Source organism: Stenotrophomonas sp. MH181796, from assembly GCF_009659995.1.
Taxonomy (GTDB): Bacteria; Pseudomonadota; Gammaproteobacteria; order Xanthomonadales; family Xanthomonadaceae; genus Stenotrophomonas; species Stenotrophomonas riyadhensis.
Window position 1 is genome coordinate 24589 of the sequence record NZ_RAHU01000009.1, and the last position, 21260, is coordinate 45848.

Annotated in this window: 24 protein-coding genes; 17 read left to right on the forward strand and 7 right to left on the reverse strand. The window is 64.3% G+C overall.

Annotation, left to right across the window (positions count from 1 at the left end):
• Positions 1-94 precede the first annotated feature (94 nt).
• From D5301_RS21290 to D5301_RS21335, 10 genes are all read left to right on the forward strand, one after another.
• Positions 95-529, forward strand: coding sequence for a hypothetical protein (locus D5301_RS21290; protein ID WP_110711627.1), 435 nt, complete (start codon positions 95-97; stop codon positions 527-529).
• Between the two features lie 80 nt (positions 530-609).
• A complete protein-coding gene (locus D5301_RS21295) occupies positions 610-1686 on the forward strand; it encodes a nitronate monooxygenase (protein ID WP_164160676.1) in 1077 nt (358 codons plus the stop codon).
• Entirely contained in the window at positions 1683-2495 is an 813-nt protein-coding gene (locus tag D5301_RS21300; RefSeq protein WP_110711629.1) for an aminotransferase class IV family protein, read from the forward strand. The genes D5301_RS21295 and D5301_RS21300 overlap by 4 nt, the downstream gene beginning before the upstream one ends.
• 97 nt (positions 2496-2592) lie before the next feature.
• On the forward strand, positions 2593-2853 hold the full coding sequence (rpsP, locus tag D5301_RS21305) for a 30S ribosomal protein S16 (protein ID WP_005415733.1): 261 nt from the start codon (positions 2593-2595) through the stop codon (positions 2851-2853).
• Positions 2854-2897: 44 nt separating this feature from the next.
• Entirely contained in the window at positions 2898-3410 is a 513-nt protein-coding gene (gene rimM, locus D5301_RS21310; protein WP_153856804.1) for a ribosome maturation factor RimM, read from the forward strand.
• A gap of 8 nt (positions 3411-3418) precedes the next feature.
• A complete protein-coding gene (gene trmD / locus D5301_RS21315; RefSeq protein WP_153856805.1) occupies positions 3419-4177 on the forward strand; it encodes a tRNA (guanosine(37)-N1)-methyltransferase TrmD in 759 nt (252 codons plus the stop codon).
• 154 nt (positions 4178-4331) lie between these two features.
• The gene (gene rplS, locus D5301_RS21320) at positions 4332-4733 is read left to right on the forward strand and encodes a 50S ribosomal protein L19 (protein WP_005408597.1); all 402 of its coding nucleotides are present in this window, start codon (positions 4332-4334) and stop codon (positions 4731-4733) included.
• Positions 4734-4815: 82 nt separating this feature from the next.
• Positions 4816-5196, forward strand: a complete 381-nt coding sequence (locus tag D5301_RS21325) for a DUF6404 family protein (protein ID WP_153856806.1) — start codon at positions 4816-4818, stop codon at positions 5194-5196.
• Between the two features lie 79 nt (positions 5197-5275).
• A complete protein-coding gene (locus D5301_RS21330) occupies positions 5276-5710 on the forward strand; it encodes a DUF1801 domain-containing protein (RefSeq protein ID WP_153856807.1) in 435 nt (144 codons plus the stop codon).
• A gap of 38 nt (positions 5711-5748) precedes the next feature.
• A complete protein-coding gene (locus D5301_RS21335) occupies positions 5749-6156 on the forward strand; it encodes a DUF1801 domain-containing protein (RefSeq protein ID WP_153856808.1) in 408 nt (135 codons plus the stop codon).
• Between the two features lie 69 nt (positions 6157-6225).
• Here the strand turns inward: D5301_RS21335 and D5301_RS21340 are convergent, their stop codons facing one another.
• Positions 6226-7686 carry an MATE family efflux transporter gene (locus tag D5301_RS21340; RefSeq protein WP_153856809.1) on the reverse strand — a complete coding sequence of 487 codons (1461 nt, stop codon included), beginning with the start codon at positions 7684-7686 and terminating at the stop codon, positions 6226-6228.
• 62 nt (positions 7687-7748) lie between these two features.
• Here D5301_RS21340 and D5301_RS21345 point away from each other — a divergent pair, with 62 nt between their 5' ends.
• Positions 7749-7988 (forward strand): hypothetical protein, encoded by a 240-nt coding sequence (locus D5301_RS21345; RefSeq protein WP_110711636.1) that lies wholly within the window; start codon positions 7749-7751, stop codon positions 7986-7988.
• A gap of 9 nt (positions 7989-7997) precedes the next feature.
• Positions 7998-8405: an RNA-binding S4 domain-containing protein gene (locus D5301_RS21350; RefSeq protein ID WP_110711637.1), complete on the forward strand. Its 408-nt coding sequence runs from the start codon at positions 7998-8000 to the stop codon at positions 8403-8405.
• 38 nt (positions 8406-8443) lie between these two features.
• On the opposite strand, the gene D5301_RS21355 is transcribed toward D5301_RS21350, so the two are convergent.
• The 3 genes from D5301_RS21355 to mutS all read right to left on the reverse strand — a co-directional run bounded on the left by D5301_RS21355 (position 8444) and on the right by mutS (position 13549).
• Positions 8444-9046, reverse strand: coding sequence for a DUF937 domain-containing protein (locus D5301_RS21355; protein WP_049446404.1), 603 nt, complete (start codon positions 9044-9046; stop codon positions 8444-8446).
• Positions 9047-9154: 108 nt separating this feature from the next.
• Positions 9155-10666, reverse strand: a complete 1512-nt coding sequence (locus D5301_RS21360) for a catalase (protein WP_194936662.1) — start codon at positions 10664-10666, stop codon at positions 9155-9157.
• Positions 10667-10993: 327 nt separating this feature from the next.
• On the reverse strand, positions 10994-13549 hold the full coding sequence (gene mutS, locus D5301_RS21365) for a DNA mismatch repair protein MutS (protein WP_228756477.1): 2556 nt from the start codon (positions 13547-13549) through the stop codon (positions 10994-10996).
• Positions 13550-13751: 202 nt separating this feature from the next.
• Between mutS and D5301_RS21370 the strand changes: the two genes are divergently transcribed.
• The 5 genes from D5301_RS21370 (at position 13752) to D5301_RS21390 (ending at position 18295) form a co-directional block, all read left to right on the forward strand.
• The gene (locus D5301_RS21370) at positions 13752-15647 is read left to right on the forward strand and encodes an integrase (protein ID WP_228756478.1); all 1896 of its coding nucleotides are present in this window, start codon (positions 13752-13754) and stop codon (positions 15645-15647) included.
• Positions 15648-15658: 11 nt separating this feature from the next.
• Entirely contained in the window at positions 15659-16432 is a 774-nt protein-coding gene (locus tag D5301_RS21375) for a nucleotide-binding protein (protein ID WP_153856813.1), read from the forward strand.
• Between the two features lie 134 nt (positions 16433-16566).
• Positions 16567-17001, forward strand: coding sequence for a hypothetical protein (locus D5301_RS21380; protein ID WP_153856814.1), 435 nt, complete (start codon positions 16567-16569; stop codon positions 16999-17001).
• A 254-nt stretch (positions 17002-17255) separates the two neighbouring features.
• Positions 17256-17525 carry a hypothetical protein gene (locus tag D5301_RS21385; protein ID WP_153856815.1) on the forward strand — a complete coding sequence of 90 codons (270 nt, stop codon included), beginning with the start codon at positions 17256-17258 and terminating at the stop codon, positions 17523-17525.
• A 32-nt stretch (positions 17526-17557) separates the two neighbouring features.
• Complete coding sequence (locus D5301_RS21390) at positions 17558-18295, forward strand: hypothetical protein (protein WP_153856816.1); 738 nt, start codon at positions 17558-17560, stop codon at positions 18293-18295.
• A gap of 511 nt (positions 18296-18806) precedes the next feature.
• Here D5301_RS21390 and D5301_RS21395 read toward each other — a convergent pair.
• From D5301_RS21395 to D5301_RS21405, 3 genes are all read right to left on the reverse strand, one after another.
• Positions 18807-19781 (reverse strand): toll/interleukin-1 receptor domain-containing protein, encoded by a 975-nt coding sequence (locus D5301_RS21395; RefSeq protein ID WP_324187367.1) that lies wholly within the window; start codon positions 19779-19781, stop codon positions 18807-18809.
• Between the two features lie 23 nt (positions 19782-19804).
• Entirely contained in the window at positions 19805-20578 is a 774-nt protein-coding gene (locus D5301_RS21400) for a hypothetical protein (RefSeq protein ID WP_153856817.1), read from the reverse strand.
• A gap of 344 nt (positions 20579-20922) precedes the next feature.
• Positions 20923-21258, reverse strand: a complete 336-nt coding sequence (locus tag D5301_RS21405) for a helix-turn-helix transcriptional regulator (protein ID WP_153856892.1) — start codon at positions 21256-21258, stop codon at positions 20923-20925.
• Between the last annotated feature and the right edge of the window lie 2 nt (positions 21259-21260).

Genomic DNA, 21260 nt, shown 5'->3' on the forward strand with positions numbered 1-21260 from the left:
CTGAAAGGGGGAGAGGGCGCAGGTGCCGGGACCGGCACTTGCGTGGCCAGCCCCCTGTTGCTTGACTACGTGTTGATCTGACAAGGGAATGCTCATGAACAAGATGATCGTGGTAGCGGCGCTGGTGCTGGCGCTGGCCGCATGCAAGGACGACACGTCCGTATCGCAGAAGGCCGGCAGTGCCATCAGTGGCACGGCGGCCGATTTCGTCGCCGGCCTGGGCGAAGGCGTGGACAAGCGCATGAACGTGACGCTGCAGGCCGATCCTGGCCTGGCCGCACATGGCCTGACCGTGACCCTGGGCAAGAGCCGCGGCATGGGTTCCAAGGAAGCGGCGGTGTATGTGGTGGCCGACAAGGCCTTCAAGGGCAAGCTGGTGGCGCGCGCGCTGGACGCAGAGGGCACCGAGATCGGCCGCGCAGCGGCCGAGGTGGAGTTCGCCGCAGACGACGCGCGCTACGTGACCTTCCAGTTCAACGAGGAAATGGACAGCCAGCTGGTGCGCACCTACGCGGTGGTGGCGCGCTGATCCTTGCGCGACCGGGTCTACGGATCCGGTCGCGGCGACTGGCGTATGCTGGGTGGTGACTTCTCCCACAGGTATGTCGCGTGAACGCATCGCCGATCCTTGAGCGCGCCGACACCTTCTGTCGGCGTTTTTCATTGCAGCTTCCGATCCTGCTGGCCCCGATGGCCGGCGCCTGCCCGGTGCCGTTGTCGGCTGCGCTGGCCAATGCCGGCAGCATGGGGGCGATGGGCGCAGTGCTGTCGTCATCGGCCGATATCGGCCACTGGATGGATGACTTCCGCGCTGCCTCGACGGGCCCCGCACAGGTGAACCTGTGGGTGCCGGACCCGGCACCGACCCGTGATGTCGCCGCTGAAGCCGCCAGCCGCGCCTTCCTTGCACAGTGGGGCCCGGACGTGCCAGCCAGCGCTGCCGACGCCACGCCCGCCGATTTCGAAGAACAGTTCGCCGCGCTGCTGGCCGCGCGCCCGGCGGTGGCCTCGACCATCATGGGCGTGCTGCTGCCGCGCCACGTGCAGCAGTTGAAGGATGCCGGCATTGCATGGATTGCCTGTGCGACCACTCTGTCCGAAGCGCGCGCGGCACAGGACGCCGGTGCAGACGCGGTGGTGGCGCAGGGCGTGGAGGCCGGTGGTCATCGCGGTGCGTTCGATCCGGCGATGGCCGAGCGCCAGCTGGTCGGCCTGTTTGCGTTGTTGCCGCGCCTGGCCGATCACCTGCAGATTCCGGTGATCGCTGCGGGTGGTATCGCCGACGGCCGTGGCATTGCTGCCGCACTCACCCTGGGGGCCAGCGCCGTGCAGATCGGCACGGCCTTCCTGCGCACGCCCGAAGCGGCGATCGCTTCGGCGTGGGCCGATGGATTGGCGGCCAGCGAACCGGAAGATACCTGGCCGACCCGTGCCTTCAGTGGCCGCCTCGGCCGTGGCCTGGCGACCCCCTATGTGCGCGCCGCCGCTGCGGAAGGCGCCCCCGCGCCGCGTCCATACCCGGTGCAGCGCGGCCTGACCGCGCCGATGCGCAGGCAGGCCGTGCAGGAAAACCGGCTGGCGGCGATGCAGGCCTGGGCCGGGCAGTCGGCGTGGATGGCACCGGCACAGCCGGCCGCTGACGTGTTGCGTGGCATGTGGCAGCAGGCGCAGGCGATGCTGCGATGACGCTGACCTGCAACGGCCGGCTGGCGCAGGTGGAGGATCTGCTGCCTGCACTGGTCAACTATGGCCACTTCACCTCGCTGCAGGTGCGCGGCCACGCCGTGCAGGGACTGGACCTGCATCTGGCGCGGCTGTCGCAGGCCACGCGCGAACTGTTCGGCAGCGAACTGGATGTGGCGCAGGTGCAGGGCTGGATGGCGCAGGCGCTGCAACAGGCCGGCCTGGCCGATGCCTCGCTGCGGGTGACGGTGTACTCGCGCCGCTTCGATTTCCGTAATCCGCTGGCGACGGTACCGGTGGACGTTCTTGTGGCCGTGTCTGCACCGGTGGCGCTGGTCGCGCCAAAGCGGGTGCGTAGCGTGGTGTGGCAGCGCGAGCTGCCGCAGATCAAGCACGTCGGTACGTTTGGACTGTTTGCCGAGCGTCGCGCGGCGATGGGCGGGGGCTTTGACGATGCCTTGCTGGTCGGCAGCGACGACTGCATCAGCGAAGGCACGACCTGGAATCTGGCCGTGCACGACGGTCACCAGTTGCTCTGGCCGCGCGCCCCCGCTCTGCGGGGTACCGCCGAGAGTCTGCTGAAGCAGCACTGGCCCGGCCCGCAGGTCACCCGGCCCCTCCCGCGGGCGGCCCTGGCCGGTGTGAAGGCGGCCTTCGCCTGCAACGCCAGCGGCCTATGGGCGCTGGAGGCCATTGACGAGCATGTCCTGCCCGGCTCGGAGGCGCTGGCTGAACAGGGCAGGGCAGTGCTGGCGGCGGTGGCTTGGGACGGCTTGGGGTCAGATCCCTTTTGCGTCGCAAAAGGGATCTGACCCCGGGCGAGCCCCCGGGGTTGGCTCGGCCGGGCTCTGCCGCTATAATCGCCCGCTTACCTCGCCATCCTGGCGACTGGGCAATAGGAAAAACACCATGGTCAAGATTCGACTGACCCGCGGCGGCGCCAAGAAGCGTCCGTTCTACCACATCATCGTCACCGACGTGCGCAGCGCGCGCGACGGCCGCAACATCGAGCGCGTTGGCTTCTACAACCCGGTCGCCCAGGGCGCCGAGAAGCGCATCGAGCTGGACCTGGCCCGCGTTGACCATTGGGTCAAGAACGGCGCCCAGCCGACCGACAAGGTCCGCAACCTGATCAAGGAAGCGACCAAGTCCCAGGCCGCTGCGGCCTGATCCTGACGGGCCACGCTTCGGCGTGGCCCTCTTGGTTGAAGCAGATGAAAGATATCGAGCGCCGCATCCTGCTGGGCAGGGTTGTCGGCGCTTTTGGTGTGCGCGGCGAGATCAAGCTCGAGTCCTGGACCGAGCCACGTTCCGCCATTTTCCGTTACCAGCCGTGGATCGTGCGCAGCCCGTCCGGCGTGGAAACCACGATTGAAGGTGTACGCGGCCGCGACAGCGGCAAGCACCTGGTCGCGCGTTTCCCCGGCGTCGAGGACCGCGATACCGTCGAAGCGATGCACGGCACCGAGATCTACGTGGCCCGCAGTGCATTGCCGCCGCCGAAGCCCGATGAGTATTACTGGGTGGACCTGGAAGGCCTGGACGTGAGGACCGCCGAGGGCGTTGCCCTGGGCCAGGTCTCGCACCTGTTCAGCACCGGCGCCAACGACGTGGTGGTGGTCCGTGGTGACCGCGAGCGGATGATTCCGTTCGTGCAGCCGGACTTCGTCAAGTCGGTCGACTTCGAGGCCAACCTGGTCGTGGTCGACTGGGATCCCGAGTTCTGAGTGTGAGCATGCGTTTCGACGTCATCACCCTGTTCCCCGAGTTCCTTGCCCAGTCCGCTGGACTGGGCGTGGTCGGGCGCGCGCAGGAGAAGGGACTGTTCAGCCTGCATGGCTGGAACCCCCGTGATTACGCCGAAGGCAACTACCGCCGGGTGGACGACCGTCCGTTCGGCGGTGGCCCCGGCATGGTGATGCTGATCGAGCCGCTGCAGGCCTGCCTGCAGGCGATCCGTGATGCTGATCCGACCCCGGCGCGGGTGATCCATCTCAGCCCGCAGGGGGCGCCGTTGACCCAGGCCAAGGTGCGGGAACTGGCGGCGCTGCCGCGCATGGTCCTGCTCTGCGGCCGCTACGAAGGCATCGACGAGCGTTTCCTGGAGGCCAATGTCGACGAGGAGATTTCCCTCGGCGACTACGTGCTGTCCGGTGGCGAGCTGGGCGCGGCGGTGATCATCGACGCCGTGGCCCGCCTGCAGGACGGTGCCCTGAATGACGCTGAATCGGCGGCGCAGGACAGCTTCGAGGGCGACCTCGGCCTGCTCGACTGCCCGCACTACAGCCAGCCGGCCCAGCACCCGCTGGGTGACGTGCCGGACGTGCTGCGCTCGGGCAACCACGCGGCCATCGCGGCCTGGCGCCGCCAGCAGTCGCTGGTCCGTACCGCCCAGCGGCGCCCGGACCTGCTGGATGAACAGGCGCTGGGCAAGGCCGACCGCAAGCTGCTGGAGCAGGGCCGTCAGGCCCAGAAATACAAGGCCAGCCCCTAGCGCAGGGCTGGCTTTATCGGCTATCATGGCCAATTCCCGCCGGCCCCGGTCGGCGCGCGCAGTACCCAAAACAAACGTGCAGCACAGTCCGGTGACTGCATGAGCCTACGTTGTCGATACGACACGCCCACCCGAACAAGAATCGGTGTAACCCATGAGCAAGCTGAACAAGTCCATCGTCGCGGAATTCGAATCCGCCCAGATCACCCGTGAACTGCCGAAGTTCAGCCAGGGCGACACCGTTGTCGTCAACGTGAAGGTGAAGGAAGGCAGCCGCGAGCGCGTGCAGGCCTACGAAGGCGTTGTCATCGCCACCAAGAACGCCGGCCTGAACTCCTCGTTCACCGTCCGCAAGATCTCGCACGGCTACGGCGTCGAGCGCGTTTTCCAGACCCACAGCGCCATCATCGACTCGGTCGAAGTGAAGCGTCGTGGTAAGGTCCGCGCCGGCAAGCTGTACTACCTGCGTGGCCTGGAAGGCAAGGCTGCCCGCATCAAGGAAGACCTGGCTGCCGCTGCTGCCGCCAAGGCTGCCCGTCTGGCCGAAAAGGCCTGATAAACAACTTCGGTTGTTGCCGCGACGGCCACCTTCGGGTGGCCGTTTGCGTTTCCGGTATCGCATCGGCCACGATCAGGTGATGAACGACATCAACCCGCGCTATCCCGCCGTGATCCAGTCGGCGCTGCGCTTCCTCGACGGCAAGGGGCTGGCGCGCGTGCAGTCGGCACCGCTGCTGCATCGCCTGCTGTGGCGCTTGGGCATCGCGCTGCCACCGCCGATCCTGGCCAGCTTCGGCATCAATGCGCTGGTGCAGGGGCTGTTGTTCGGGCTGTTCTGGACCGGCCTGATGTGGCTGATGCTGTGGCAGGGCAGCGAGCGTCCGCTGGCGCTGTTGCTGTTGGCCGGTCTGTTGGCCGGTGCCCTGTTCGGCATGGTGATGGCGGCGCTGATGCGCTCGCTGCGCCGCCACCGCAAGCTGCCGGACTGGCAGCAGTTCCGGGCGCGGCAGGCGGACTGAGCCGATGGCGCACCGCGCCGTGACCGGCAGGTGCGAGCCGCGCTAGGCTGCGGTTTCATCCTGATGGACGTGCCGTGCGATGCCTGCCAAGCGAACCGCACCTTCCGCCGCGCCCACGCTGCTGTCCGGCGGCAACCCGCAGATTGCCAAGGGCGAGGGCGATGCCCCGGTGCAGGCCTATATCGCGGCGATGCCGGACTGGAAGCGGCCGATCGGAGCACAGCTGGACGCGCTGATCGAACAGGCTGTACCCGGTGTGCACAAGGCAGTGAAGTGGAATTCGCCGATGTATGCGGTTGCGCCGGGCGAAGGCTGGTTTCTCAGCTTCCACTGCTTCACCCGCTACATCAAGGTGGCATTCTTCCGCGGCGCTGCGCTGAAGCCGGTGCCGCCGGAGCCGTCGAAGAGTGCCGATACGCGCTACCTGCACATCCAGCAGGAGGGTGCGTTGGATGAGGCGCAGTTCCTCGACTGGGTGCGCCAGGCCGCGGCATTGCCCGGCGAGCGCATGTAAGTGCATCGTTCCGATCTCCCTGCCGACGAGAACCGCTGATGGCCACGCATGCACCGAACCCTGCCGATGCCGGAACCCCGGCCGCTGAACTGATCGATGCACGCATCGCCGAGCTGGGGGATTGGCGTGGCGAAGCGCTGGCACACGTGCGCGCGCTGATCCATGAGGCGCTGCCGGACGTGCAGGAAACCTGGAAGTGGCGCGGTACACCGGTGTGGGAGCACAACGGCATCCTGTGCACCGGCGAGACCTACAAGCAGGCGGTGAAGCTGACCTTCGCCAACGGTGCCGCGCTGGCGGACCCGAAGGGCCTGTTCAACGCCAGCCTCGAGGGCAACACGCGGCGTGCGATCGACATCCATGAAGGCGCGATGCCGGATGCCGCTGCGTTCAAGGCGCTGATGCGCGCGGCGGCGACGTTCAACGCGGCGAAGAAGAAGCGGTAGAGCCGGCCGCTGGCCGGCTGTTGCGCGATGCCCCCGGAGGGGTTTGAGGTTGCCGGCCAGCGGCCGGCACTACCGCAGCGGCGCCGCATCCGGGTCGGCCACCGGCGACGGTGGGCAGGCGGGAATTTCCGAGGGCGTGGCCAGTTCTTCGGCATGCGAGGGCTTGCCCATCATCTTCGCCTTGCGCCAGCCACCCCAGCGGTAATACGCCAGCGACAGCAGCATCGACACCAGTGAGCTGACCGGGAAGCTCCACCAGATTGCGTCGGCGCCCCAGTACGGCTGCAGCAGTTCGGCGAACGGGACGCGTACGCCCCACAGCGAGCCGGCCAGGATCAGCAGCGGCGGAATCACCGCGCCGGTGGAGCGCACCACGCCGGAGATCACGAAGCTGACGCCGAAGAACAGGAACGAGCCGATCACCACGTGGTTGAGGTGGCGGGCGATGTCCAGCGCCTGGCTGGCCGGTGGCAGGAACAGCGCCAGCAGCTGGCGGTCGAACACCACCAGCGGCAGGATCAGCGCACCGGTCAGCAGGAAGTTGAACAGCACGCCCTGGCGCGCGGTGCCGCGCACGCGATCCCAGCGCTGCGCACCGACGTTCTGCGCGGCCATCGACGAGCAGGCCGCACCGATCGCCATCGCCGGCATCTGTAGGTAGTTCCACAGCTGCAGCGAGGCGCCATAGCCCGCGCCGGTAGCGGTGCCGTACTGGTTGACCATGGTCATCAGCAGGATCACCGACAGCGAGATCAGCACCATCTGCAGGCCCATCGGCACGCCCTTGAGCACCAGCGCCTTGAGGATGGTCAGGTCGAGCTTGAACAGGCGCATGTCGGCGCGGCCCAGCCACAGGGTGTGGCGCTTGTGCCGCATGTACAGCAGCAGGCCGGCCAGCGACAGCGTCTGCGCGACCAGCGTGGCCCAGGCCGAGCCGGCGATACCCAGCGCGGGGAACGGCCCCATGCCGAAGATCAGTACCGGGTTCAGCACGATGTCCAGTGCCACCGACACCATCAGGAAGCGGAACGGCGTGCGCGAGTCACCGGCACCGCGCAGTGCGGCGGTGAGGAAGGCGAACGCGTACAGCGTCGGCATCGCCAGGAAGATGATCTGCAGGTAGGCCTCGGCCAATGGCAGCGAGGCGGCCGGCGTGCCCATCGCCGCCAGCAGCGGATGGGCCATGAACCAGCCAGCGATGGCGATGATCACCGACAGGCCGATGAAGAAGGTGGCGCTGGTGCCGACCACGCGCCGCGCCTGCGCGATGTCACGCGCGCCGATCGCCTGGCCGATCAGGATGGTCGAGGCCATGCCGAAGCCGAACACCGAACCGATCAGGAAGAACATGATGTTGTTGGCGTTCGCGGTGGCGGTCAGTGCCGCCTCGCCGAGGAAGCGCCCGACCCAGACCGCATTCACCGAACCGTTCAGCGACTGCGCGATGTTGCCCGCCAGGATCGGCAGGGAAAACAACAGGAGATTGCGGCCGATCGGGCCGGAGGTCAGGTCAAGCGGCGCTTTGGCCATGGAGTGGTGATCGAATCCCGGGAGGCGCACACTAGCACCAAGCCGGTTTGCGGGATGTGGCAATGCATCAACGACTGCAGGTGAAGCGAAGCCTGGCACTGGCCTTGATCGGCACCGCGCTGGCCGCATGTTCGACAGGTGACCGGCTGGGCGATACCCAGGTGCGGCCGACCGACCGCCCCGAGTGCCTGGTCGGCAGCCAGCGCCAGGATCTGTCTGCTGGCGTACCCACCTTGATCGGGGGCAGCGGTTGCCGTACCGACCCCGATCATCCGCGTCCCCTGAACAAGCCACCGGAGTAGCACGCACCAATGCCCGAGCTTTCCCCGCTGTCGCCCAGTGTCCGCCTGGACATCTGGCTGTGGGCGGCCCGTTTCTTCAAGACCCGCAGCCTGGCCAAGCAGGCCATCGAAACCGGCAAGGTCAGCGTCGCCGGGCAGCGCCCGAAATCCTCACGCGCAGTGCGCGTCGGTGAGCAGCTGCAGGTCGACCGCGGCGAGGAACATTTCGAGATCCAGGTGCTGGGGCTGAGCGATCAGCGTGGGCCTGCGCCGGCGGCGCAGCAGCTGTATGCAGAGAGCGAGGCCTCGAAGGCACGCCGTGCCGAACAGCGTGCACTGCGCATCGCTGCACGCGATGGTTTCCAGCCGCCGGAACACAAGCCGGACAAGCGCGCCCGGCGCTTGATCCGTGCGCTGGGCGATATCGACGCGTTGTAGGTAACGGGGCGCCGGACCAGTTCCGGCGCCCGCTTGCCTCAGCGCTTGCCGCCCAGCAGGTTGCCGCCGAGCTTGAGCAGGTCGCTCATGCCGAACTGGCCGTCGCCGTCCTGGTCCAGCACGCTGCCGAGCAGGCCGCCGGCGATGCCGCCCTGCTGCTGCACCTGCTGCTTTTCCTGGCCGAGCGCCTGGCTGAGCGAGCCGGCATCGGCCTGGCCGCCACCGAGGCGCTGGGCGAGGAAGGCCATCACGATCGGTGCGAGGATCTGCAGCAGCTGGCTGGTGCGGCCACTGTCGAGCTGGGTGGCCTGGGCCAGGCCGGTTTCCACCTTCTGCTGGCTGCCGCCGAAGATGTGGCCGAGGATGCCGGCGCCGTCGCTGGCGGCACCACCGCCACCGCCGCCCAGCACCGAGCCGAGCACGCTGCCCAGGTCCAGGCCGCTGTGGTTGTTCTGCAAGGCGCCGAGCAGGGCCTGCGCGCCCTGCGGCTGCGAGGCGTTGTTGCCCAGCGCGCCCATCAGCACCGGCAGCGCGGCACTGATCGCACCGGAGGCCTGGGTATCGCTGATGCCGAGCTGCTGCGACACCTGCTGCAGCGGGGCGCCCTGCAATTTGGCGAGAAGTTCGTCGGTCAGGCTCATCTGCGGAATCCTTGATTGGGGTTGGGCGTGCAGAAGGTACGACGCAGACCGTTAAAACGGCGACGCCGCCTCACAGGGAGGCGGCGTGCCGTACACGGAGCAGGGCGATCAGAGCTCGATATCTTCGGCGCCCGGGGTCGCGGTGGGGAAGTCCGCTTCCGGCTGTGCCGGCTTGAACGGATCCGACGGCTGGCTGGCCAGCGCCTTCAGCGCCGCGGCAATGCCGGCACCGTAGGCCGGGTCGGCCTTGCTGCAGTTGTCGATGTGGCGCTGCTTGATGAAGTCCGGCGCATCGCCCAGGGCACGGGCGGTATTGGCGAACAGGCGATCCTTCTGTGCCTGGTTGTAGCTGCGGAACAGGGCGCCGGGCTGGCTGAAGTAGTCGGCGTCGTCCTCACGGAAATTCCAGAAGTCGGCGTCGCCCCGGATCTTCATCGGCGGCTCGCGGTACTGCGGCTGCTCCTGCCACTGGCCGTAGCTGTTCGGCTCGTAGTGCGGCAGGCCGCCGTAGTTGCCGTCCACGCGCATCGCACCGTCGCGGTGGTTGCTGTGCACCGGGCAGCGCGCAGCGTTCACCGGAATCTGGTGGTGGTTCACGCCCAGGCGGTAGCGCTGCGCATCGGAATAGGCGAACAGGCGCGCCTGCAGCATCTTGTCCGGCGACGGGCCGATGCCCGGCACCAGGTTGCTCGGCGCGAACGCCGACTGCTCCACGTCCTGGTACCAGTTGACCGGGTTGCGGTTCAGTTCGAACTGGCCCACTTCGATCAGCGGGTAGTCGCTCTTCGGCCACACCTTGGTCAGGTCGAACGGATGCACGCGGTAGGTTTCCGCCTCCAGCTCCGGCATGACCTGGATGAACAGCTTCCACTTCGGGAAGTCGCCCTTCTCGATCGCGGCGAACAGGTCGCGGCCGTGGCTTTCGCGGTCATGGCCGACCAGGATCTGCGCCTGCGCGTCGGTCAGCGATTCGATGCCCTGCTGGCTGACGAAGTGGAACTTCACCCAGAAGCGTTCGCCGTCGGTGTTGGTGAAGCTGTAGGTGTGCGAGCCGAAACCGTGCATGTGGCGGAAGCTGCGCGGAATGCCGCGGTCGCTCATCACCACGGTCACCTGCAGCAGGGCTTCGGGCAGCAGGGTCCAGAAGTCCCAGTTGTTGCGCGCGCTGCGCAGGTTGGTATGCGGGTCGCGCTTGACCGCCTTGTTGAGGTCGGCGAACTTGCGTGGGTCGCGCAGGAAGAACACCGGCGTGTTGTTGCCGACCAGGTCCCAGTTGCCCTCTTCGGTGTAGAACTTCAGCGCGAAGCCGCGGATGTCGCGCTCGGCGTCGGCGGCGCCACGCTCGCCGGCCACCGTGGTGAAGCGGGCGAACATCTCGGTCTGCTTGCCGACCTTCTCGAACAGCTTGGCGCGGGTGTACTTGCTGATGTCGTGGGTGACGGTGAAGGTGCCGAACGCGCCCGAGCCCTTGGCATGCATGCGGCGCTCGGGAATGATCTCGCGGTTGAGGTTGGCCAGCTTTTCCAGCAGCCAGACGTCTTCCATCAGCAGCGGGCCACGCGGGCCGGCGGTCTTGCTGTTCTGGTTGTCCACCACCGGTGCGCCGAAGGCCGTCGTCATCGGCGTGACCGGATCATCGCCGTGCTTCTGCTTGGGCGTGGTGCTCAGCTCGCGCTGCTGCTCGGCGCCCTGCTCCGGCGACGGGGCGGTGTGATACGGGCACTTGGCGTTGTTGTTGTCGGACTGGCTCATCGGCTGGCTCCTGGTGGCGGTGAAGACGTGGGAGAAACATCTTCACTCGACTGTAGCTAGGGCCAGATGAAATGAATAATCGAATGATCCATTCAGGTTGATAGATTCTGTCAATTGAAACGCAGAATCGGATTTGCATAGCCTTTCAACAGGCCTCCCGCAAGGTAGGCGAGAGGCCTTGGGCGTGCGCTGCGACTACAGCAGTGCCTTCAACCGGTACAAGGCTTCCAATGCCTGCTTCGGCGTCAGTTCGTCCGGGTCGATGGCCGCCAGCGCATCCTGCGCCTTGCTGGCCGGTGCGCTGAACAGGCCGAACTGCTGCGGCGCATCCAGTGCCTGCGGCGCCAGCTCGGCGGCATGGCTCTCACCGCCGCGATGCTCCAGCTCGGCCAGACGACGACGTGCCTGTGCCACGGTGGCGCGCGGCAGGCCGGCCAGTGCGGCCACCTGCAGGCCGAAGCTGCGGTTGGCGGGGCCGTCCTTCACCGCGTGCATGAACACCAGCGCTTCACCGTGCTCGACGGCATCCAGGTGCACGTTGGCGATGCCGCTGCGGCCGCCCTCGTGCTGCTCGTCGGCCAGCGCGGTCAGCTCGAAGTAGTGGGTGGCGAACAGCGTGTAGCAGCGGTTCTGGTAGGCCAGGTGGCGGGCCACTGCATCGGCCAGCGCCAAGCCATCGTAGGTGGACGTGCCGCGGCCGATCTCATCCATCAGCACCAGCGAATGGGCGGTGGCGTGATGCAGGATGTAGCTGGTCTCGGCCATCTCGACCATGAAGGTCGACTGCCCGCGGGCAAGGTCGTCGCCGGCGCCGATGCGGGTCAGGATGCGGTCGATCGGGCCGATCAGCGCGCGGCTGGCCGGCACGAAGCTGCCGATGTGGGCCAGCAGCACGATCAGCGCGTTCTGCCGCATATAGGTCGATTTACCGCCCATGTTCGGGCCGGTGATGACCAGCATGCGCCGGTCCGCATGCAGATCCAGATCATTGGGTTCGAACGGCTGCTCGCGCACTGCTTCGACCACCGGGTGGCGGCCGCGCTCGATCTTCAGGCACGGCTCGGCCTGCAGCTCTGGGCGCGCCCAGTCCAGCGCCTGCGCGCGTTCGGCGAAGGCCGCCAGCACGTCCAGTTCGCTCAGCGCGGCGGCACACTGCTTCAGCGGTTCCAGCTGCCCGCCAAGGGTGTCCAGCAGCTGCTCGTACAGGTACTTCTCGCGCGACAGCGAGCGGTCACGCGCGGACAGCACCTTGTCCTCGAACGCCTTCAGTTCTTCGGTGATGTAGCGCTCGGCATTGGTCAGCGTCTGGCGGCGGGTGTAGTGCACCGGCGCGCGGTCGGACTGGCCCTTGCTGATTTCGATGTAGTAGCCGTGCACGCGGTTGTAGCCCACCTTCAGGGTGGGAATGCCGCTGCTCTCGCGCTCGCGCAGTTCCAGGTCGACCAGGAACTGGTCGGCATGGGTGGACAGGCGGCGCAGCTCGTCCAGCTCTTCATCGAAGCCATCGGCCAGCACGCCGCCATCGCTCAGCTTCAGCGGCGGCATCTCGGCGATGGCGCTGGCCAGCAGCTGCGCGCACTCGTCGTGTTCGCCCAGCGCCGCATGCAGCGTCTGCAGGCGCGGCGAATCCAGTGGTGCCAGCACCTCGCGCACGGCCGGCAGCAGGCCCAGGCCGTCGCGCAGGGTGGAGAAATCACGCGGGCGCGCCGAGCGCAGCGCGACGCGGGTGAGGATGCGTTCCAGGTCGCCGAGGCGGCGGAACTGTTCGCGGATGTCGGCGTCGCTGCCGCGATCGATGAGGGTTTCCACCGCATGGTGGCGCTGTACCAGTACCTCGCGCAGGCGCAGCGGGCGGTGCAGCCAGCGTCGCAGCAGGCGCCCGCCCATCGGCGTCACCGTGCTGTCGAGCACGCCCAGCAGGGTATTGCGGGTGTCGCCGTCGACGCGCGTGTCCAGTTCCAGGTGGCGACGGGTGGCGGCGTTCATCGCGATCGCCTCGCCGGCGGTTTCCATCGCGATCGAAGTCAGGTGCGGCAGGCGCTGCTTCTGGGTTTCCTCGACATAGCCAAGCAGGGCGCCGGCCGCAGCGGTGGCGCGCGGCTTGTCGTCGATGCCGAAGCCGCTCAGGTCGTGCAGCTTGAAGAAATTCAGCAGCTGGCGGCGGCCGCTGTCGGCGTCGAACAGCCACGGCGCGCGGCGACGTACGCCGGTGCGCTGGCGCAGGAACTCCGGCCAGTTCTCTTCATCGGGGACCAGCAGCTCGGCCGGTTCCAGCCGTGCCAGTTCGGCTTCCAGCGCGTCGTCGGTTTCCACCTCGTTGACCAGGAAGCGGCCGCCGGCCAGGTCGGCCCAGGCCAGGCCGTAGCCCTGCTTCGTGCGCGACAGGGCCATCAGCAGGGTGTCGCGGCGTTCGTCCAGCAGGGCTTCGTCGGTGACGGTGCCGGGGGTGACGATGCGCACCACCTTGCGCTCGACCAGGCCCTTGGCCAGCGCCGGGTCGCCGATCTGCTCGCAGATCGCCACCGATTCGCCCAGCGCCACCAGCCGTGCCAGGTAGCCTTCATAGGCATGTACCGGTACGCCGGCCATCGGGATCGGTGCGCCCCCGGAGCTGCCGCGCTGGGTCAGGGTGATGTCGAGCAGGCGCGCGGCCTTGCGGGCGTCGTCATAGAACAGCTCGTAGAAGTCACCCATGCGGAAGAACAGCAGCAGGTCCGGATAATCGGACTTGGCCGCGAAGAACTGCTTCATGAGGGGCGTGTGCTCTGCACTGGCCTTCGATGCAGACGGTTTCGCTTTTGAATCAGTGGTTTGCAAGAGAACTTCCTACGGGTTGTAGCGATCAATCCAGGCCACTTGCGGCAAGTAACGGGGTTCTTCGTTGCGCCGCGGTTGCGCCAGTCACTCAAAGAGGATCAAATCGATGTTGCGACGGACAGACGGCGGATCGACCATGGATACGGTTGTTGCGGCGCAGGCAGAGGCCCCGCGCCGCCGAGGCACCAAGTTTAAGCTGACCTACCGGCAAATCTGCGAACTGAGCGTGGCCAAAGGTCCCGTCGAAGGCAAGCAGGGAAGGGTAGTCATCGCCCCTCGACTGCCCGAAGACGCCGGGAAGCCTTACCGCGTCCTGGACGGCAATCAGGGAGCGCCAACGGGCTTTGGCTTCTACGTGGGCACCACCCGCACCACTTACGAAGTCGTGGTCCGAGGCCCGGCGGGGGTTCGTCGGTTCTCCCTGGGCAGCGTCACCGACATCGGACCGGAGCAAGCCTACGAGCTGGCGCGACGGAAGTTGGCGGTCGTTCGAGAAACGGGCGAGCATCCTTCGAAGGAAGAGGCCCGAGCCGAGCAGCTGGTGGAGCTGAAGGGGCTGACGCTAGCGGATTGCTTTGCGGCCTACGTTGAGGACCTGAAGAAGCGCGTGCGCAACAAGAAGGCCAAGCCCGCCAGCATCCGAGCGATCCAGGACAGCCTGGCGCGGTTTGCCCGCCCGGAAGTCGGGCTGGCGGACAAGCCGATCCTTCAGCTGTTGGACAAGGACATCCACCGTGCGTTCGACGGCCTGCGGCGATCGTCCATGGTGCGCTCCAACCGGATCCCTACCCCGATGCGCCAAGCGCTGGCTGATCAGCCGGATTGGGCTGCGCTCTCCACGCAACAGCTCGAAGCGTTGGGCGTGACCGGGAAGTACATCCAGCGAGTCAAAGCGGCCGGTTTGGCGTCGACCGAGCACGCGTTCACAGACGCGAAGAGGGCGGTCGACCTGGCGCTGAAGCGGGAACGCAAAGCGGCGGCTCAGCAGCAGCGGGAGCCGGTGCTGCGTTACAACCCGTTCCAAGTCATCCACGACGACGACATGCTGCGGGACTCGCAAGCACTGCGCCGACACTACGAGCGCGCGGAAGTGCGCAATCCGTTGGGGGACGACACGCTGCCCACCGTCCTGAAGGTGATTTTGGCCAGGCGGGACGAGCAGGGCGGCTTGAACGCCACCGGCGCGGACTACCTGCTGCTGACCCTGCTCTGGGGCACCCGCCGCGGCGAGGCCGCTCCCCTGCGCTGGTTTGACCGGTGCTCCCCGGGCGAGCTGCGCCAGTCGGAAGTGTCCTGGGTATGGTTGGCCGGGCCGGAGGAGGTCAACCCTTACACGAGGCGGGCAGGGTCTCAGGTCTACCTGTTTGACACCAAGAATGGCGAGGAGCGCTACCTGCCGGTGGCCTACTTTGCTGAAAAGATTTTGCAGCGGCGTTTCGACGAGCGCGCGGACGAAACCAGGCTCAAGCAAGACTTGGCGGACGCGGAAGAAGTGTTGGCCGCCGCCCGAGCCAGGCGTGCTCGCCGGGATCTGCTGGACCGGCTGGAAAAGGAGGTGGAGAGGGCGCGCCGCGCGCTGGCCAAAACCATGTTCGTGTTCCCCGCCCGATCGGACCGAAGCACGACGGGGCACTACTCGGACAGCAAGAGCATCGTGGCAAACGTGCGCCGGGACGCGGGGTTGCTCGATCTTCGGGCAGAGGTCGACATCGGTCTGACCATCCACGATCTGCGCCGGACGCTCGGCCGTTACGCCGCCCTCCTGTTTGGCGAGAGCCGGATCGTGTCCCAACTGCTCCACCACAGAACGTTGGGCCGCGGCGAGGATCGCATGGCGGCTGTCTCGGAGCGCTACACCGAGCAGGAGTGGTCCAAGCTCCGCGAGGCCATGGGGCGGGTTGAAGAGCACATGGTGGCCACGAGTCCCCGTGTTTGGAATCGTTTGAAGGGGACGGACAAGCCTCGGCTGGACGAGTCCGGCGATGCCCCAGTCTCCATTTTCTCAGCAAGAAACCGGCGCGACGCCCAGTAAGGAGCGACCCAATGGAATGCCAGCGTAAAGAAGAGGACTACCTCGAACAGCGCTCTGCAGCACTGGATGCTGAACTGAACAAAGCCGCCGCAGGCTTGCCGCCTCCGACGATCAGCTCCAAGGCGGCGGCGCGTTACCTCGGGGTGCACTTCGACACGCTCGGGGAGTGGCGCCGTCGAACGCCTCCTGCAGGGCCGCCCTTTGTGAAAGGCGCCGGCCGCGTTGGTGGCGGGGCGAACGAGCACGTTCGTTACCCCTACACGGAACTTGTCGCTTGGCAGGCCTCGCGCGTGGGGCGCAGCGTCAGAGAGCGTCGCTTGATCGATGAACTTGACGCGGCCCAGCAACGGGTCCGTGAGCTGGAAATCGAACTGGCCTTGCGGCAGGCGCGGGACGACGCAAGCCGGCTGCAGAAGAAGTTGGGCCGCATCGCTACGCTGGCCACGCTCGATGACATAGCCGGGGTGTCCCACGAGTGGGTGCTGGTGGACGGTCGGTTAGCTGGCCATGTCTTGGTGGTGAGCGACCAGGTGCTCAGCTGTGCGCTTGAACGGGGTGACGTTTGGGATGCTACGGTCGAGGTAGCCCTTCAGGCACCTTGGGTCGACGGAGAGGCGCGTGAGCCCTACCACGCCGCTTACGCAAAGGTGTTGCAGGCAGCGATGCATGAACTCTGCGAGGCGCAAGCCGCCCAGCGAGCCAACGATCTGGAGGCGCGTTGGGCGCCAGGGGATGCGATGGGTGTGCCAGTGCGGCCTTTTGCCCGAGACGAAGCAGGGTCGTGACGCGGCAGACGACCCCGGGAAAGGCGACTACCGGCATATTTTACAGACAGCGCGCAATTGACCTAAGCCGATGCCGTAGCGCGTAGCACCCACTTGGATAGGTGATGGTTCTTCAACCTCAGAGAGGAAAAGATATGAACGCAAGCATTGCAGCCGCCATGGGTTTCGACGACCTCTACGGGGGCAGTGAGGCTTTCCGCGAGCGCTTCGATGAGATGCTGGACGCAGTGAAGGCGCTGCCAGTAGGCCTGCAGGAGCGTGGGCGGTCACTGATGTATCCCCAACTGCACAACGCCTGCGTGATGGGGGATGTCGAACTTGTGACGGCGCTATTGGCTACTGGGCTGGACCCGGACGCGTATACCTATACAGACGACGATGATGATCAGCCTCCGTTGGTCTGGCTAGCCCGTGACCTGCAGCTCGATTTCAAGGCGAAGCGTCAGATCGCCGAGGCACTGCTCGCGGCGGGGGCGAGCGTGGAAGAGGGAGAGCTCGAGGGGGAGGCCAAGAGCATTGGTGACGACGGTTTCGCTCGCTTCCTGAGGCCGAGGACTCGCGTGGGTTGACGCCCTTTCATCCGCCCCTCCGCCCGGTATTCATACCGTCATCGGACGCAGAAAGGGCCAGATCAGGAAGCGCATGCCCGGATCCTAAGTAATTGATTTTTATAGACATCAAAGCTCGGAGTGGTGCACTGCCTTTCGTTCGTTCATTGTTAGGCTTTGGAAGAAGCTTCTCATCGGTCGGCGCAAACGGCTTGACTTGCGCTCTCAATGCAAAAGAAGTAGCTTCTATTAGTGAAGAAATAAGATCAGACGCCATGAAAGCCACGACTTCAAAACGAAGTGCTTCTAGGTCTAAGCTAAGAGTGCACCCTGCCGCCGAATATGGTTGGAGGGCGTTGACGGCTTCTGCTCGCAAAGCTTTGAGTGCTGAGGTTACTAGCTCTCGCCATATAGAACAGACCAAATTGCCGGATACTTATTCGGCAAAGAACGGTGATGTGCGTGTGATCTTCAAAAAAGAAGAGAGTGGTGCAAGCACCATTATTTCAGTTTTCACTGCGCGCGAGTTTAATGCCTTTCGTTAGGTTTTTTTGTTTGGCTCCGCTCAAGGAAGAACGTGGCTCTAAAGAAGAATTCCAAGGTAACCAAATCTGCCGCTCAGGGCGGCTCGGCGCAGGCAAATCTGGTTGTACCCAGTACCTTTCATTCTATTGATGCTAATGCCATCGGACAGAGGTGGGATGCGGATATTGACGCTCTTGAAAGGCTGCTCGCAACCGCTGTTGCTACAGGAGCAGGGCTAGATGAAAAGACATTGGTCGATTGGTTCGGCGCCAGCGTAGAGCGAATTTCTCTGTTGGCATTCGCTGTGCATGGGTTCATGCCTAGCTTTGTCGCTAGAGAGATGACTCTATCTAATTTTCGTGCTGATTTCGCATGGATAATTCTTGCCGAGAACAAGGTTGGTACGTCCACAGTCTGCTTCGCGGAAATGGAGGGTGCCCTTCCTGATACACTGTTTCGTCAGTCGACTAGATCGTATCCGTATTATGGCGCAAAATTTCTAGATGGATTTAGTCAGTTAGTTGATTGGTGCTCGTTCGGTCATGGCGAAGCTGTGTCGCACCCTAAGGTCTCAGTCGCATTAAAGGGTACGCCTCCAGGAAGTGGTACTGCTTATCAATACTGTCTCGTTGCTGGGCTTGATCATTTCTTGGATGCGCATACCAAGGGGCGGCTCGCTTGGTGGCGTGATAATGTGAAAATTGGGCATGGGACGAGTTACATGACTTTCTCTGAAGTTGTAGAAATAGCTTCGTTCCGGAGAAAAAATCTGAAATCGCTGTACATGTAATGCGCTAAATGCTCCCTGTTGCGTGGTGTCTCATGGGTATTTTAAAAATCACCTTTGTGGAGGCTTTCTATCTCACTTGGGAAGTCGGATTTAATCTGTAGTCGATTGTGTCCAGCAGTCTCCTCTGAGGTTGGGGGGTAAGTCATCCATAGGATCGTGGATCCTATGCCGCGTTGTGGCTGAATTGAAATCGCCTTGGCTAGAGCTGTCAATTTATTTGGTTTTTCTAACGACCGCCCTCGACCTGGATCCATTGCGAATACAATCGAGTGCGCGAGCCTCGTTCACTTCGGTGCTGATGTTAGTAGTAATCAGTGCGCGCCAATAGCTGCTGCCCTGTTGACTCAAGTCGATATGACGCGCGCTCACTTAGGAAGGAGACGGCAGGGCGCTCTGGCAGTGAGCGATCAAGATTGTCTCTTTATGCGCATGGCGCGGAAAGACCAAGGGCAGTGGAGGTGTCGGCCCGAAGCAGCCGACGGTGGACTCGTTTGCTGAGAGCGTGCCGCACCTACCAGTTATGGCGTTGTTGAAGTGGCTCTATGACCAACCCCCACAGCAGCTCTGCCGCCCCCTCCTGGGTGAGCTTCCGATCATGCTCGCGTCCGAACGATGACATGCCCATGCTGGTCAGGAAGAGCATTTGGTCGTCAGCCTGGACTGACAGAGACTCATTGGACGAGTTGCTGCTGTCGGTTTCGCCTTGAAGGTAGTTGATCCCGCCCAGCATGCCACCCATATAGATGGTCGCTCGTGCAACGTCCTTGCCATCCTTGTAGATCGTGGCAAAGAAGCGGTTAGCATCCACCCGCCGGAACATGCCTTCAAATCCTGGGTTCCTTGCCTGCAGTTCAGCAAGAGAGTTCTCGAAGTAACGGGCAATGTATTCGAACGTCTCGGCCTTGAAATGGTCCTTGTCCCGTTGGGTGAAGGTCTTGGACAACCGCAAGTTGCTCGAGCGTGGGCTTGTTATTGATTGGCTGGCATCACTTTGTCTGACGGTTGCCTTCGGCGAGGGATTTTTCACGGTAGCCGGAGCTTGGCTCCCTGAAATGCGTCCGGCGGCGTCCCGAACCGATCTGGCCACCTGGAGAAACGCTTCATCTCGGTCCGGCCATTGGGTGACAGGCTTGCCGTCTTTGGGTGTGCCGAGTAGCTTTCCGAAGGGCGCATGGTGCCAGTCGCAAGCACGCAAAATGACGGGGATGACGATGGCTTCGCCTGCTTCGTGGCGTTCCATGGCCCGCTTCATCTCGATGTCGTAGCAGTAATCGGAGGCGATGAAGTCCGGACTGACCAATAGCAAAATGATGTCATCGCTGTTGATGTGATCATCGATCACCTGACCGAGCTCTTGCCCCGCGCCAATGCGGCGATCGTGCCAAGTCTCAATCACACCTTGCCGCTTGAGCATGGCCAACTGCTTCTCAAGCTGGTCCCGAAGGTCCTCGTCGGCGTGGGAGTAGGAAAAGAACACAGTGGGCACAACGTTCTCCTGAGCAGGTGAAGTTATTGCGATTGCATGGGCGGACTAGCCTGGTCAGACGCCTTTGCAGTCGATAGGTGAGTTCTTATTTCAATGCCATCGTTTTTGAGAGTTCGCACCGTCTTCAGCTCGCTGTCGTAGATTGCGATCCAGCTGTCGCTCGCCTCAATAACGCGGCCTTCGGCAAGGCGCTCTGAATCCTTCCAGAGTTCTGAGCCCTTTGCCGAGGCTTCCGCAAGAAGCAGCTTCTTTGTTTCGTCGGCTTTGCTTTTGCCAAATTTCTCCCCTACAAGGCCCGGCACGATAGCCAATAGCAGGACAAAGCAACCGACGCTCGCTGCGGCAGAGAGGAACACCGCTGATCCCAGGAGCGCAACGATAGGTTGTCTGATCCAATAGGACCGCCGCTCAAGCCACGCTCGCATCGCGGTGTTCTCCTTGACGGGCGCACGGGCGATGACAATGGACAGCGTGGACATTCCGATCATGGTAAACACGATGCCCCAGGGAACATCGCTGATCAGCCGAATGCCTTGGATGATGACCACGTAGTAGCCATGGATGATTTTTGCATCGGTGGCCTGGGGGAAGAGGGCCGCAGGAACACCCATCTCGGTCAAATAGGTCGAATGCGCGACATCACCGGACAAATGGAGGAAGAACCCGATCAGGGTAGCCACGGCCAAGATGCCGCCCGCCATCGTTGTCAGCGCGGAAGCGATGTGCGAAGGCGACTTCGCGCCTGACTTGCCTGTTTCCTTCTTCGTCTGCTCCCGGTCATCTCCAGTGTCCGCCATTCCCTTGCCTCTCTGATATGCGTCCTAGAATCCTTGTGCCAGATTTAATGCATGGACGCAACGCACAGGCCCCGCCGAAGCGGGGTCTTTTGAGGGGGGGAATCAGGAAGCACCTACTTGCGTGAGGTCTGGTGCGTCATGCTATGGAGAATTGCCACTAGGCCGGGCGGCGCCACATTCGGCGGCACAAGCGCCAAAACGAGGAGGCTGAAGATCGCTCGGTTTTGGTCAGGACGGTGCAGTAGGTCGGCAAAGCCTGTCCCGAGGAAAGCGGTCAAGTGGGCAGCCATCATTATCGCCCAAGTCACCAAGCCGCCTGCGCCCGAGAAAACTACTGCGATCGCCTATTCGGGATGCGCCAACAGGCGCTCAATGGCTTGCTTTCGCTTTCCTGGGGGGAGCGCGGTCAGCTCTTCTAAGGCTTTAGACAGCTTGGCCTGCTGGGCCTCGCTTTCAACGCCCAGCGCCAAGATGGCGTCGGCCATTGCCGGCGTCGTCGCCAACAGGTAAGCCGGTGGCACGTCCAGTGCCTGCGCGAGCTCAAACAGTGCTTCCAGGCTCACCGTCATCGATTCGCTCTCATAGCGACTGATGCGAGCCGATGCAGTGTCTTTGTCCAGGCCCATCCTGACCCCCACTTCGCGCTGGCTAAAGCCTCGAAGGATCCTGGCTTGGCGCAGTC